The sequence below is a fragment of the Streptomyces sp. NPDC100445 genome, assembly GCF_044759735.1.
Taxonomy (GTDB): domain Bacteria; phylum Actinomycetota; class Actinomycetes; order Streptomycetales; family Streptomycetaceae; genus Streptomyces.
Genome location: NZ_JBIVZV010000007.1, coordinates 16536 through 29363, shown reverse-complemented (window position 1 = coordinate 29363; position 12828 = coordinate 16536). Strand labels below are relative to the sequence as shown.

The 12828-nt window shown below is 73.4% G+C and carries 8 protein-coding genes; 5 read left to right on the top strand and 3 right to left on the bottom strand.

The window, feature by feature from the left end:
* The first annotated feature begins 7 nt into the window (after positions 1 to 7).
* From ACIQVT_RS18325 to ACIQVT_RS18310, 4 genes are all read left to right on the top strand, one after another.
* The gene (locus ACIQVT_RS18325) at positions 8 to 1102 is read left to right on the top strand and encodes a DUF1996 domain-containing protein (protein WP_403754170.1); all 1095 of its coding nucleotides are present in this window, start codon (positions 8 to 10) and stop codon (positions 1100 to 1102) included.
* Between the two features lie 103 nt (positions 1103 to 1205).
* Entirely contained in the window at positions 1206 to 2960 is a 1755-nt protein-coding gene (locus ACIQVT_RS18320; RefSeq protein WP_403754167.1) for a discoidin domain-containing protein, read from the top strand.
* A 26-nt stretch (positions 2961 to 2986) separates the two neighbouring features.
* Positions 2987 to 5425, top strand: coding sequence for a glycoside hydrolase family 3 C-terminal domain-containing protein (locus ACIQVT_RS18315; RefSeq protein WP_403754164.1), 2439 nt, complete (start codon positions 2987 to 2989; stop codon positions 5423 to 5425).
* Between the two features lie 88 nt (positions 5426 to 5513).
* The gene (locus tag ACIQVT_RS18310; protein WP_403754161.1) at positions 5514 to 6554 is read left to right on the top strand and encodes a LacI family DNA-binding transcriptional regulator; all 1041 of its coding nucleotides are present in this window, start codon (positions 5514 to 5516) and stop codon (positions 6552 to 6554) included.
* Positions 6555 to 6591: 37 nt separating this feature from the next.
* On the opposite strand, the gene ACIQVT_RS18305 is transcribed toward ACIQVT_RS18310, so the two are convergent.
* Complete coding sequence (locus tag ACIQVT_RS18305) at positions 6592 to 7599, bottom strand: YihY/virulence factor BrkB family protein (RefSeq protein ID WP_403754158.1); 1008 nt, start codon at positions 7597 to 7599, stop codon at positions 6592 to 6594.
* Between the two features lie 288 nt (positions 7600 to 7887).
* Between ACIQVT_RS18305 and ACIQVT_RS18300 the strand changes: the two genes are divergently transcribed.
* Positions 7888 to 8949, top strand: a complete 1062-nt coding sequence (locus tag ACIQVT_RS18300; protein WP_403754155.1) for a YihY/virulence factor BrkB family protein — start codon at positions 7888 to 7890, stop codon at positions 8947 to 8949.
* Between the two features lie 86 nt (positions 8950 to 9035).
* Here the strand turns inward: ACIQVT_RS18300 and ACIQVT_RS18295 are convergent, their stop codons facing one another.
* Positions 9036 to 10100 carry a sodium:calcium antiporter gene (locus ACIQVT_RS18295; RefSeq protein ID WP_403754152.1) on the bottom strand — a complete coding sequence of 355 codons (1065 nt, stop codon included), beginning with the start codon at positions 10098 to 10100 and terminating at the stop codon, positions 9036 to 9038.
* A gap of 128 nt (positions 10101 to 10228) precedes the next feature.
* Positions 10229 to 12364, bottom strand: a complete 2136-nt coding sequence (locus ACIQVT_RS18290) for a cellulose binding domain-containing protein (protein WP_403754149.1) — start codon at positions 12362 to 12364, stop codon at positions 10229 to 10231.
* Positions 12365 to 12828: the final 464 nt, after the last annotated feature.

The window sequence follows — 12828 nt, the reverse complement described above, 5'->3', positions numbered from 1 at the left end:
GGTCTCCATGCCACGGAGATCGAAGATCCTCTCGGGAACACTGATCACAGGCGCGATCCTGCTGACCTCGCTCGGTCTGGGCGGCGTCGCGCTGAGCGCCGGCGCCCCCTCGACCGGTACCGGCACCACGGCCGCCCTCACGTCCGTCCACTCCGGTCACACCATGGCGGTGTCCACCGCCTCGTCGCCCGAGGACCCGGACGGCGACGGGTACATCCCCGCGAACCCGCCGGTCACGGGCGCGGCCCCGTCCACGCAGGACCCGCCGCACCGCTACTTCCACGAGTTCCAGGCGAACTGTTCGGTCACGCACACCGCCCCGGACGACCCGATCGTGTACCCGCAGCAACCGGGCAAGTCCCATGACCACACCTTCATGGGCAACACGACCACCGACGCCGGCAGCACCACGGCATCGCTCGACAAGGGCGGCACCACGTGCAAGGCGCCCGGGGACAAGTCGGGGTACTGGATGCCCACCCTGTTCAACGGCGACAAGCCGGTCCTGCCGGTCGGCCCCCAGACGATCTACTACAAGGCCGGCGTCACCGACTACACCAGCGTCCGTCCCTTCCCCAAGGGGCTGAGGTTCGTCGTCGGCAACCCGATGCAGAGCGCCGACGAGTTCCGCCACCACCCCGGCTTCGTCGAGGGCTGGGAGTGCGGTGACAGCTACTTCAACACCGAGTTCCCGGCGACCTGCCCCGACCGGCCCGACGTCCAGCTCAACATCCGCTTCCAGGCGCCCAGTTGCTGGGACGGGAAGTACCTCGACACCCCGGACCACAAGAGCCACATGGCGTACCCGGTGGTCAAGCCCGGCACGAACGACAACGTCTGCCCCGCCGACCACCCGGTGGCGCTGCCGATGATCGAGTTCAAGATGGCGTTCCCCGTCAACGGTGACCTGTCGCGGGCGCGGTTGGCCAGCGGACCGGCCCACAGCTTCCACTACGACTTCTTCAACGCCTGGGACGACGCCACGCTCAGGGCACTGGTCGGCCACTGCATCGTCGGCGGGCTCCAGTGCGACGCACGCGGCTACGACCAGACCCATCCCGAGGCGGGTGCGGCGCTCGACCAGAACTACCGGCTCCCCTGAACACGCCGCGCCACCGCTCACACCCCTGATCCGGGGCGGCCCGCCCGCTCACCCCGCCCCGCCGCGGCCGGGCCGCCCCGCCCCCACACGTGAAGAGGACCCCATGACCCCACCCCGCACCCGCACGCGCCGTCTGCTGGCGCCCCTGACCGCCGGAACACTGACCGTCGGTGCCCTCGCGGCACTGCCGGCCACCACCGCGCACGCCGCGGGCAGCGTCGTCAAGGTGGCCGGCTCCCAGGGCGACTGGCGCCTGACCGTGGACGGGAAGCCGTACCAGATCAAGGGCCTGACCTGGGGCCCGGCCGTCGCCGACGCCGACCGATACCTGCCCGACCTGCGGTCCATGGGCGTCAACACCATCCGCACCTGGGGCACCGACGCCTCCAGCGAGCCGCTGTTCGACTCGGCCGCGGCCCACGGCATCAAGGTCATCGCCGGGTTCTGGCTCCAGCCGGGCGGTGGTCCCGGCGCCGGCGGCTGCGTCAACTACCTGACGGACACCACGTACAAGAACCAGGTCCTCGACGAGTTCCCGAAGTGGGTGCAGACGTACAAGGACAACCCGGGCGTCCTGATGTGGGACGTCGGCAACGAGTCCGTGCTCGGCCTCCAGAACTGCTACAGCGGCGACGAACTGGGACGGCAGCGCACCGCCTACACCACGCTCGTCAACGACATCACCAGGAAGATCCACGCGATCGACCCCGACCACCCGGTCACCTCGACCGACGCCTGGGTCGGCGCCTGGCCCTACTTCAAGAAGAACGCCCCCGACCTCGACCTGTACGCCGTCAACTCCTACAACGCGGTCTGCGACGTCAAGGCCGCCTGGCAACAGGGCGGTTACACCAAGCCGTACATCGTCACCGAGACCGGGCCGGCCGGGGAGTGGGAGGTGCCGGACGACGCCAACGGCGTGCCGCAGGAGCCCACCGACCAGGCGAAGGCCGCCGGATACACCAAGGCGTGGGGCTGCGTCACCGGGCACCAGGGGGTCGCGCTGGGGGCGACGATGTTCCACTACGGGACGGAGTACGACTTCGGCGGCATCTGGTTCAACCTGCTGCCGGCCGGCCAGAAGCGGCTCTCCTACTACGCCGTGAAGCGGGCCTACGGAGGGGACACCTCGCACGACAACACCCCGCCCGTCATCTCCGACCTCTCCGTCGAGGGCGGTGCGGGCAACGTGCAGGCCGGCCGCGACGTGACCCTGTCGGTGAAGGCCACCGACCCCGACGGCGACGCGATCCACTACGAGGTCCTGGACAACAGCAACTACATCGACTCCAGCAAGCAGTTGGTCTCCCTCCCCGCCACCGACCTGGGCGGCGGCCGGCTGAGGTTCACGGCCCCCGACCGGCCCGGCGTGTGGAAGGTCTACGTCAAGGCGACGGACGGGCACGGCAACGTCGGTGTGGAGACCCGCTCGATCCGCGTCGTGCCGCCGGTGGTGAACGGCACGGACATCGCACTCGGCAGGCCCGCCACCGCGTCGTCCTTCCAGGCCGGTTACGGCGACTGCCCGTGCACCGCCGCCGACGCGGTCGACGGCAGGCTCACCACCCGCTGGGCCAGCGACTGGAGCGACCCGCAGTGGATCCAGGTCGACCTGGGCGCCGCCCGCACCGCGTTCCGGCACGTGCAGCTGGTGTGGGAGTCCTCCTACGCCAAGGCGTACACCCTCCAGACCTCCGACGACGGCCGGACCTGGCAGACGCTGCGCACGGTGAGCGACGGCAACGGCGGCGTGGACGACTTCGACGTCAGCGGGGCCGGCCGCTACGTCCGTGTCAACGGCACGGCACGCGGCACCGGTTACGGCTACTCGCTGTACGAGTTCGGCGTCTACAACTGACAACGCGGCAGGACGAGGGGGCGGGGATGGACGACGAGGACGAGCTGGACCGGCTGCTCGACAAGCTCACGCCGCGGGCCAAGGTACGGCTGCTCACCGGTGCCGACACCTGGCGCACCGCCGCGGAACCGGCCGTCCAGCTGCGCCCGTGGGTGATGTCGGACGGGCCGGCGGGGGTGCGCGGACCGGCGTGGGACGAACGGCGGACCTCCGTGCTGCTGCCCTCCGCCACCGCGCTCGCCGCCACCTGGGACGAACCGCTGGTCGAGCGGCTCGGCGCCCTCCTCGCCCTGGAAGCGCGGCGCAAGGGCGTGGACGTGGTCCTCGCGCCCAACCTCAACCTGCACCGCAGCCCGCTGGGTGGCCGGCACTTCGAGTGCTTCTCCGAGGACCCCGAGCTGACCGGCCGTATCGGGGCGGCACTGGTGCGCGGCATCCAGGCGCACGGCGTGGCCGCCACCGCCAAGCACTACGTGGCGAACGACTCCGAGACCGACCGGCTGACCGTGGACGTACGCGTCGGCCGGCGGGCGCTGCGCGAGGTGTACCTGGCTCCGTTCGAGGCGGCCGTGGCGGCCGGCGTCCGGGTGGTCATGGCGGGGTACAACGCGGTCGACGGCACCACCATGACCGCGAGTGAGCTGCTGACCGACCCACTGCGCACCGACTGGGGCTTCGACGGCGTCGTCGTCTCCGACTGGGGAGCGGTGCGGACCACCCTGGACACCGCGGACGGCGGCCTGGACCTCGTCATGCCGGGGCCCGAGGGGCCCTGGGGCGAGGCGCTGGTGCGCGCGGTGGAGGAGGGGACCGTCGCGCAGCGCGTGGTGGACGACAAGGTGCGGCGCCTGCTGAGGCAGGCCGACTGGCTCGGCGCGCTCGGCCGGCCCGGCCGACGGCCCGCGCCCGGCGTGCGTCCGGGCGCGGTACGGGCACTGGCCCGCAGGGCGGCGGCCGCCGGCACCGTGCTGCTGGAGAACCGCGGCGTGCTGCCGCTGGACGCCGGGGACCTGGGGACGGTCGCGGTGATCGGCGCGCACGCCGCGCGGACCCGCACCCAGGGCGGCGGCAGCGCCGGGGTGTTCCCGCAGGCCGAGATCAGCGTGCTGCGCGGGATCAGGGCGCGCCTGCGCGGCCGTGCCGGGGTGGTGCACGTCCCGGGTCCCGTCCCCGACGGGCCGCCGCCTGCCCTGGACACGACCCTGTGCTCGGACCCGAGGTCCGGCACGCCCGGGGTGCTGATGCGCGTCCTGGACGCCCACGGGAACGAGCTGTACGCCGAACGCCGCGGTACCGGGCGCCAGTTGGAGCCACGGTTGGTGCCGGGCGCGCACACCGTGGAGATCAGCGCCCGGCTGCACCCGCGCGTGACGGGGCCGTGGACCCTGGGGATCGCCGGGTTCGGCCGGATGAGCCTGCGCGTCGACGGCCTGCCCCTGCTCGACGGTGACTTCCCCAGGGACACCGACGACCCGGCGATCGTGCACGTCAGCCCGCCGGTCCACCGCGTCACCGCGCACCTGACCGAGGGCCGGGAGGCACTTCTGGTCGCTCAGCGCGCGCTGGTGCCGGGCACCGGGCGGGCGGTGGTGGTGGGCGCGGCGCCACCGGCCGCGGACGAGGCGGCGGCACTCGACGCGGCCGCCCGGGCGGCACGCGCGGCGGACGTGGCGGTCGTGGTCGTCGGCACCACCGAGCACGACGAGTGCGAGGGCCGCGACCGCCTGCGGATAGCGCTGGACCCCGCCCAGGACGCCCTGGTCCGCGTGGTGGCCGCCGCCAACCCGCGCACCGTTGCCGTCGTCAACAGCGGCGGTCCCGTCGAGATGCCCTGGCGGGAGGAGGTCGGCGCCCTGCTCCTGCCCTGGTTCCCGGGCCAGGAGGGCGGCGGTGCCGTGGCGGACGTGCTCTTCGGTCGCACCGAGCCCGGCGGACGGCTGCCCACCACGTGGCCGGCCGTACTCGACGACGCTCCCTCCACCGGTGTCCGACCGGCGGACGGACGCCTCGACTACACCGAGGGCCTGCACGTCGGCCACCGCGGCTGGCTGCGGGCGGGGCGCACCCCGGCCTACTGGTTCGGCCACGGGCTCGGCTACACGACCTGGGCCTACGAGGAACTGGCGGGGCCCGCCACGGTGCGGGCCGGTGCGTCGTTCACGGTGCGCGTCCGGGTGCGGAACACCGGTGCGCGACCGGGGCGCGAGGTCGTGCAGGTCTACCTGGCGCGGCCCGGCGCGAGTGTCGAGTACCCCGAGCGGTGGTTCGCGGGATACGCGGCGGTCCACGCCCGGCCGGGCGAGACGGCGACCGCCCGGGTGCACGTGCCGGCGCGGGTCCTGCGGCACTGGGACGAGGGGGCGGGCGGCTGGCGCACCGAACCGGGGCCGTGCCGGGTGCTGGCGGGGCGGTCGGCGGGTGACCTGCCGCTGGCGTCGGTGACGGAGCTGCTCGCCGGGGACTGACCTGCCCGGCCCGACAGCCGGCGGGGGGCGCACCGGCACTCGGAGAGCGCTCTATGCGGTCCGACCGGCGTGCCGTTAGGGTGCCGCCATGAGCAAACAGGCCCCGACCCTGGAGGACGTCGCCCGTCAGGCGGGGGTGTCCCGAGCGACCGTCTCCCGGGTGGTCAACGGCGTCCGCAACGTCGACCCCGCGATCCAGGAACTGGTGTGCCGGGCGATCGAGCAGACCGGTTACGCGCCCAACCGGGCCGCCCGGTCGCTGGTGACCCGGCGCGCCGAGACCGTCGCGCTGGTGGTCTCCGGCGCCGGGGACGTCCCGGACGACACCCAGGAGGCGTTCGCCGCCCGGGTCTTCGCGGACCCCTTCTTCGGCCGGGTCGTCGCGGGGGTCATCGGCTTCCTGCGTCCGCGCTCCATGCATCCGGTGCTCATGTTCGCCGAGTCGGCCGAGGACCGAGGCGAGGTCCTCACCTATCTGCGGCAGGGCCGCGCCGACGGCGCGCTCGTCGTCTCCACGCACGCCCACGACCCGCTGCCCGCCCTGCTGGCCGAGGCGGAGCTGCCCACCGTGCTGTTCGCCCGCCCGGCCCGTCCGGTGCCGCTGAGTTACGTGGACCTGGACCACCGCGAGGGCGGCCGGCTCGCCGCGGAACACCTGCTGGCACGCGGCTGCCGCAGGCCGGCCACCGTGGCCGGGCCGCTCGCCGTCGGCGCGAGCCAGGAACGGCTCGCCGGCTTCCGCGACACGCTGGCCCGCAACGGCCACCCGTACACGCCCGTCGTGGAGGGCGGCTTCACCTACGCCAGCGGTGTCACCGCCATGACGCGGCTCCTCGCCGAACAGCCCGACGTGGACGGCGTGTTCGCGGCCAACGACCTGATGGCGCAGGGCGCCTGCCAGGTGCTGCGGGAACAGGGCAGGCGGGTGCCCGACGACGTGGCGGTCGTCGGTTTCGACGACTCCGGCATCGCCCTGGCCTGCCGTCCCCCGCTGACCACGGTCCGCCAGCCGGTCGAGCGGATGGCGGCGCGGATGGCACACCTCCTCGACGAGCACGTCCGCCGGGAGCGGACCGAACCCACCTCCGTCATCTTCGACCCGGAACTGGTGGTGCGGGACTCCGCGTGACCGCCCCATATCCGGACGGCGGCCGGGCGGCAGCCGGTCAGGGAGGTCCCTTGTCGCCGACGGCCGGCGGTGGCGGCTTGCCGAAGCGGACGGAGACCTTCTCGAAGCCCTTGAAGGACTCGGTGGCCGCGTAGGACCGGTAGGCGCGCAGGTCGCCCGTGGCCAGGTGGACGTGGTCGGTGAACGGGGTGAGCAGGCTGCGCGGCCACAGGCGCAGACTGCGTACGGCGATGATCTCGGCGGTGGTGAGGTACACCAGGGCGGCGAGGTAGATCCAGGCGAGCAGGCCGAGGACGATGCCGAACATGCCGTAGGTCGCGGTGGCTCCGCGCAGCACGTGGCCGACGTAGTAGGAGCCGCCCCACTGGAGGACCTGCCAGGCGGTGGCGGCGCCGAGCGCGGGACCGTACATCGCGCGCAGCGGCAACCGGCGGCGGGTCATCAGCCGGTAGCTGAGGAGCAGCAGCCCGGCGTTGACCGCGATGCCCGCCACGCCGATGGCGACCCGGATGCCGACGGCCGGGCGGGCGCCGAAGATCTCGGCGGCGGACTCCGCCGTGGACAGCGTTGTCGTCAGGACGAGGCCGACCGCGAGCAGCAGCAGGAAGTACAGGCCCCTGGCCCGGGAGCGCAGCGGGTCGGGCCGGGCGTGCCGGGGTACGGCGAAGATCTTGTTGAGGGCGTGCTGGACCGCCTGGGCGACCCCGAGGGCGCCGTACAGGCTGCCGATCACACCCACCGTGAGGGCGGCGCCGTTGCCGTGGAAGGAGTGGATGTTGTGGCCGAGCTGGTCGCCGATCACCGGGATCTCGCCGAGCGCCGAGTGCAGCACCGACTGCTGTAGGTGGGGGTTGCCGTGCAGGGCGCCGCTGAGGACGGCCACCAGGATCAGCAGGAGCGGGAAGAGGGAGACGAAGCCGTAGTAGGCCAGCAGCGCGGCCAGGTAGACGGCCTGGTCGTCGAAGAACTTGTACACCACCGCGAGCGGCATACCCGCCCAGCGGTGCCTTCGCTGGTATCGGTCGAGCCGGGCCAGCACGTCCATGTGCCCTCCCACCACCTCGGCGGTGTCCGCGCCTGGGCGGGCGCGGCAGCTTTCCCGTGCCCCGCCCGGGCGATCCCACACCGACCGGCGTGACCGGTGCTGCCATTGTCCGTGATCGGCCCCGTCGTGCGCGGACGAAGACGCCGCCCGAGGGGAGCGGTCGCGGGGCCGGCCGCCCGCCGGTCGCGGGGGCGGCGGCCCGTCGTACCCGGGCGACGGCCGGGAACGGTGGGGAACGGCCGGGTGCCGGGCCGGCGTAAGGCCACGGGCCGGGGTAACCCGGTGCGCATGGCGAAACTGCATCTTCCCGGCCGTGACGACCGCGATCACGGTGAGGACCGAAACGACGAGGTGCCCGCTCCCGAGGAGGCCGGGCCCGGTCCGGAGGTCGAGCGGCGGGCGCCGGACGCGCCGACGAAACTGCCCAGGGGAGCATGGGTCCGGGTGCTGAAGGGGTCGTTGAAGGAGTTCCAGGACGACGAGCTGACCGACCGGGCCGCCGCGTTGACGTACTACGGGGTGCTGTCGCTGTTCCCGGCTCTCCTGGTGCTGGTCTCGCTGCTGGGCATCACCGGCAAGTCGGCCACCGACACCGTGCTGTCCCACCTCAAGCAGCTCGCCCCGGGGTCGGCCCGGAACATCCTCACCCGGGCCGTGGAACAGCTACAGGACCGTGCCGGCACCGGTTCGGTCATGGCGGTCGTCGGTGTCGCCGTCGCCGTCTGGTCCGCCTCCGGCTACGTCGGCGCCTTCATCCGCACCGCCAACGCCGTCTACGACATGCCCGAGGGCCGTCCCGTGTGGAAGGTCCTCCCCGTGCGCCTGGGCGTGACGGTCATGCTCATGGTGCTGGCGGTGGTCAGCTCCCTGATCGTGGTGTTCACCGGTGGCCTGGCCCGTCAGGCGGGGGCCGCCCTCGGGATCGGGGACGGCGCGCTGACGGTGTGGTCCGTCGCCAAGTGGCCGGTGCTGGTGCTGCTGGTCACGATGATGATCGCGATCCTGTACTGGGCGACGCCGAACGCGAAGGTGCGCGGCTTCCGCTGGGTGACGCCGGGCAGCTTCCTCGCCCTGGTCATCTGGCTGATCGCCTCCACCGGGTTCGCGTTCTACGTGGCGAACTTCGCCTCGTACAACAAGACCTACGGCACCATGGCCGGCGTCATCGTCTTCCTGGTGTGGCTGTGGATCAGCAACCTGGCCGTCCTGCTGGGCCTGGAGTTCGACGCCGAGACGGCACGGCAGCGCGCCATCGCGGGCGGTCACCCGCCGCAGGCGGAGCCGTACGCCGAGCCCCGTGACACCAGTACCTGGGACGAGCGGGACGTACGCCGGCTGGACGGCGTCTGACCGGTCCGGCGCCGGACGCGATCCGGCCGTCACACGCGAAGCGGGCACACCGGCCGGTGTGCCCGCTTCGCGTTCCGCGCGGTGGTTCAGGTGGCGATGGTGGCCAGTCCGGCGATGCCGACGAGGTAGACGACGATGACGGTGACGCTGTCGATGCCCATCCGCGCGTACTGGCGGCGGGGACGGAAGACGAGGCCCGCCATGTAGACGACGGTGAGGATGATGCCGAGCGCGGTGAGGTAGATGTCCGTGTCGTGCGCGGCCGGCAGGACGGGCTTGCCGGAGATGAGGGTGGCCACGAGGAAGAGGACGGGCAGGAACGCGTTGCCGCCGAAGATGTCGCTGACGGCGAGCTGGTAGTCGCCGAGCCGGGTGGAGGTCAGGCCCGTGCTGACCTCGGGCAGGGACGTGGCCGCGGCCAGGACGGTCGCGCCGAACAGCACCCCGCTCAGGCCCTGGCGGGCGAAGAGCGTCTCACCGCTGCGCTCGATGACCACGCCCGCCACCAGGGTCGCCAGCGCCGCCGCGGCGAAGACGAGCGCGGCGCGGCGGGAGCCGACGCCCCGGTCGGACGCGGCCTTCTCCTTCTTCCCGCGGGAGTGGCCGCGCGGCTCGGGCTGGCTGTCCGGGGCGTCGCCGCCCTCTCGCCACGGCAGGCCGCGGCCCGCCCGGTTCAGCAGCACCAGCCCGGCCACCCACAGCAGGGCGATCGCCACCGATGCCGGGGCCAGCCGCCAGGCGTGCAGATCCGGGGAGAGCTGGGTCCCCATGACCACCACCGCCAGGATGACGACGACGAGAGCGCCCTCCAGGACCAGCTGGAGACTGGCGGCCAGCCGGGTCAGCGGTGCGCGCGGACGCACCCCGGCGGCGTCGAGGACGGCCAGGACGACCGTCTGGATGGCGATACCACCGAGGATGTTGCCGACGGCGACGTCCAGCTGCCCGGCCAGGGCGGCCGAGACGGTGATGGCGATCTCCGGCAGGTTGGTCGCGATCGCCAGGAGGATGAGGCCGCCCAGGGCACTGCCCAGGTGGAGCCGCTCGGACAGGACGTCGGTGGTGTCCGACAGCTTGATGCCCGCGTACCAGATGACGGCCGCGCTGGCCACGAACAACACCAGCAGCACAGGTGAACTCAGAGATCCCATGCGACTGCGGGTACCCGCCCACGGCGGCGACCTGGCATCACTGTCGCCTCCCGCCTCGCCGCGTGCCTCGGGACCGCCCGGGAGCGGGTCGTGCCGCGCTTCCCGTCCCGGGCGGACCGGCGCCGGTGTCAGCCGCCGGAGCAGACGGTGCCGTTGAGGCGGAAGACCGTGGGATCGGGGTTGGGACCGTCGTTGGCGCCGACGAATCCGAACGAGGCCGTCGATCCGCCGTCCGGGGCCAGCGGCCCCGCGTCCTCGGGGGCGGTCACCCGCACGTGGGAGCCGGTCTGGTGGAACGTGGCGCCCCAGCCGGAGGACACCGACTGCTGGTCGGCGGGCCAGTCCCAGTCCACGGTCCAGCCGGTGACCGGGGTGTCGGCGAGGTTGCGGACGGTGACCGTGGCGACGAACCCGTTGCCCCAGCCGGTGTCACGGTGGTAGGTCACCGCGCAGGTGGAGTCCGCCGGGGTGCCGGTGGTGAAGGTCAGCGGCGAGGAGGGGGCGGAGAGCCGTCCGGAGGCGTCGGCCGCCAGCACGTCGACCGTGTGGGTGCTGCCCGGCGGCAGGTTCCGCAGGGTCACGGACGTGCCGGTGGTCTCGCCGACCAGACGGGTGTGCGTGCCGTCCCGTTCCTGCACCAGGTAGCGGGCGGCACCCGACGCGCCCTGCCACGAGAGCCGCGCGGTGGTGTCGGTGACCGCTTCCGCTTCCGGGGTGCCCGGGGTCCCGGCGGCCGAGGCCCCGGGGCCGGTGCCGGCCCGCGGTTCGAGGGTGACGGTGAGCAACCCGTACGGGGCCACGGTGACCTGCGAGGCGGAGGCACCACCTCCGGTGACCCGGGTGATGTCGCTGTCCCCGCGTGCGTAACGGCTGACCACGGGGGTGGCGGCGGACGGGGTGAAGCCCGCGTAGTCGAGTCCCACGGTCCGGGCGGTGTCGGGGTCCTTGTTGACGAGCAGGACGCTCAGGCGCCCGTCGTGACGCAGCACGGCGTGTACGGAGACGTCCCGCTCGGAGGAGGATGCGGCGACCATGGTGTCGCCGGCGGTGCCCAGTTCGCCGGTCATCTTCATGCCGTAGTAGGGGTGGAACGGCGTGTTCGGCGCCGGCTCGCACACGTCGCCGGTGCAGCCGCCGCCGGAGAGCATCCCCATGTCGCCGTAGTCGGTCTCGCCGTCGACGTCGGTGATCTGGCCGGCCCCGTTGTGGGTGTTCCACCAGTCGACGGTGAACACGCCGTTCTCCAGCGCCGTCATGAACGCGTCGGCGGCGAACAGCCCGTTGGGGCGGGCGGTGAGCCGGGCGCCACCGGTGTTCGTGTTGATCTCGGTGAGGGCGATGCCGATGCGCGGCGAGCGGGCACCGGCGTACCGGTCGAGCTGGGCGCGCACCTCCCGCAGTTCACCGGGCAGCCTGGCCAGCCGCGCCGTGGCGTCCCCGGCCGTGGTGTCGGCCCCGCCCGCGTACCAGTGGACGCTCACGAAGTCGACCACGTCGGCCACTTCGGAGAGCACGGTGTGGTTCCAGTCGCCGGGATCGCCGTCGCCGACCACGCCGTCGGGCCACTCGCCGGGAGCGGTGAGGACGGCACCGATCTTGACGCTGGGGTCGACGGCCTTCATGGCCGTGGCGTACGCGCGCACCTCACGGGCGTACTCCCGTGGGCTCTTGTCGGCGTGTGCGTCGTTCTCCCAGCCGCTGCCGTAGTGGCCGTTGCCGTAGATCTCGTTGCCGATCTCCCAGTACTTCGCGCCGTAGCCCTTGGTGACGTTCGCGTACCTGACCCAGCCGGCCGCTTCCTCGGGCGTGCCCGAACCGTAGTTGGCGATCAGGATCGGCTGTGCCCCGGTGGCGCGGACGGTGCCCATGAAGTCGTCGAATCCGGTGCCCGGGGCCACGTATCCGCCGGGTGCGGTGTGCGTCTCCCAGTGGTAGATGTCCGCGTACGAACCGCCGGGGTAGCGCATCGTCCCGACGTCGGCCGCCTTCATGAGGCGGGCGACCTCGGGGTCGTTCATGTGCGCGTCCCAGACCGCGGTGTTGACGCCGCGGGCGGTGGCGGACAGCCGGCCCAGCGACGCCTGGGCGTTGACCTGGACGGTGACGTCCGCGACACCGGCCGTTTCCGGTGCGGCGGGCGCCGCGGGTGCGACCCCGGCCAGTGGGGACAGCAGGGCGAGCGCGGCGGCCAGGACGGTGGCGCCGCGGGCGAGGGGGCGGTGGCCGGCACCGGCCGGCCGGCCGGGTCTGCGCAGTGGGGACATGCGGGTCCTCCCTAGGTGGTCCGGCGGCGCGGGCGGGGCGGCAGGCTCCGACCCCGCCGCCGGACCGGCGGTGGTGCCGCGGCTGTCGGCGGGACCTTCGACGCCGGTGGCACGGAAAGCGGAGCGTCGGTGCGGTGACGTTCGTGCGCGTGCGGGGCGGCGGACGGTGGCCGCCGCGCCGTGGGAGCGCTCCCATGATGGGAGGGGGGTGGCGTCTTGTCAACGCCCGTACGGGGAAGTGGCGTTGGCGCCGCCTGAGGCCACCCGGGGGTTGCCCTGAGGGCCTCCCGGGCCGCCCGGGCCACACCGGCGGCCGTCCGCCGCCGGCCAGCGCGGCGGGGGCGGCCGGCGGGGGCCGGCGGCAGGTGGCGGCAGGTGGCGGCAGGCGGGGTGGCGGCGGCACGCGGGGGCCGGCGGCAGGCGGGGTGGCGGCGGCACGCGGGGGCCGGCGGCAGGCGGGGTGG

What these genes read in the sequence shown, in the direction of transcription:
- ACIQVT_RS18305 (WP_403754158.1), bottom strand. Translation starts at nt 7,599, where the DNA reads ATGGACGTGCTGGCCCGGCTCGACCGATACCAGCGAAGGCACCGCTGG.
- ACIQVT_RS18320 (WP_403754167.1), top strand. Translation starts at nt 1,206, where the DNA reads ATGACCCCACCCCGCACCCGCACGCGCCGTCTGCTGGCGCCCCTGACC.
- ACIQVT_RS18315 (WP_403754164.1), top strand. Translation starts at nt 2,987, where the DNA reads ATGGACGACGAGGACGAGCTGGACCGGCTGCTCGACAAGCTCACGCCG.
- ACIQVT_RS18325 (WP_403754170.1), top strand. Translation starts at nt 8, where the DNA reads ATGCCACGGAGATCGAAGATCCTCTCGGGAACACTGATCACAGGCGCG.
- ACIQVT_RS18310 (WP_403754161.1), top strand. Translation starts at nt 5,514, where the DNA reads ATGAGCAAACAGGCCCCGACCCTGGAGGACGTCGCCCGTCAGGCGGGG.
- ACIQVT_RS18290 (WP_403754149.1), bottom strand. Translation starts at nt 12,364, where the DNA reads ATGTCCCCACTGCGCAGACCCGGCCGGCCGGCCGGTGCCGGCCACCGC.
- ACIQVT_RS18300 (WP_403754155.1), top strand. Translation starts at nt 7,888, where the DNA reads ATGGCGAAACTGCATCTTCCCGGCCGTGACGACCGCGATCACGGTGAG.
- ACIQVT_RS18295 (WP_403754152.1), bottom strand. Translation starts at nt 10,100, where the DNA reads ATGGGATCTCTGAGTTCACCTGTGCTGCTGGTGTTGTTCGTGGCCAGC.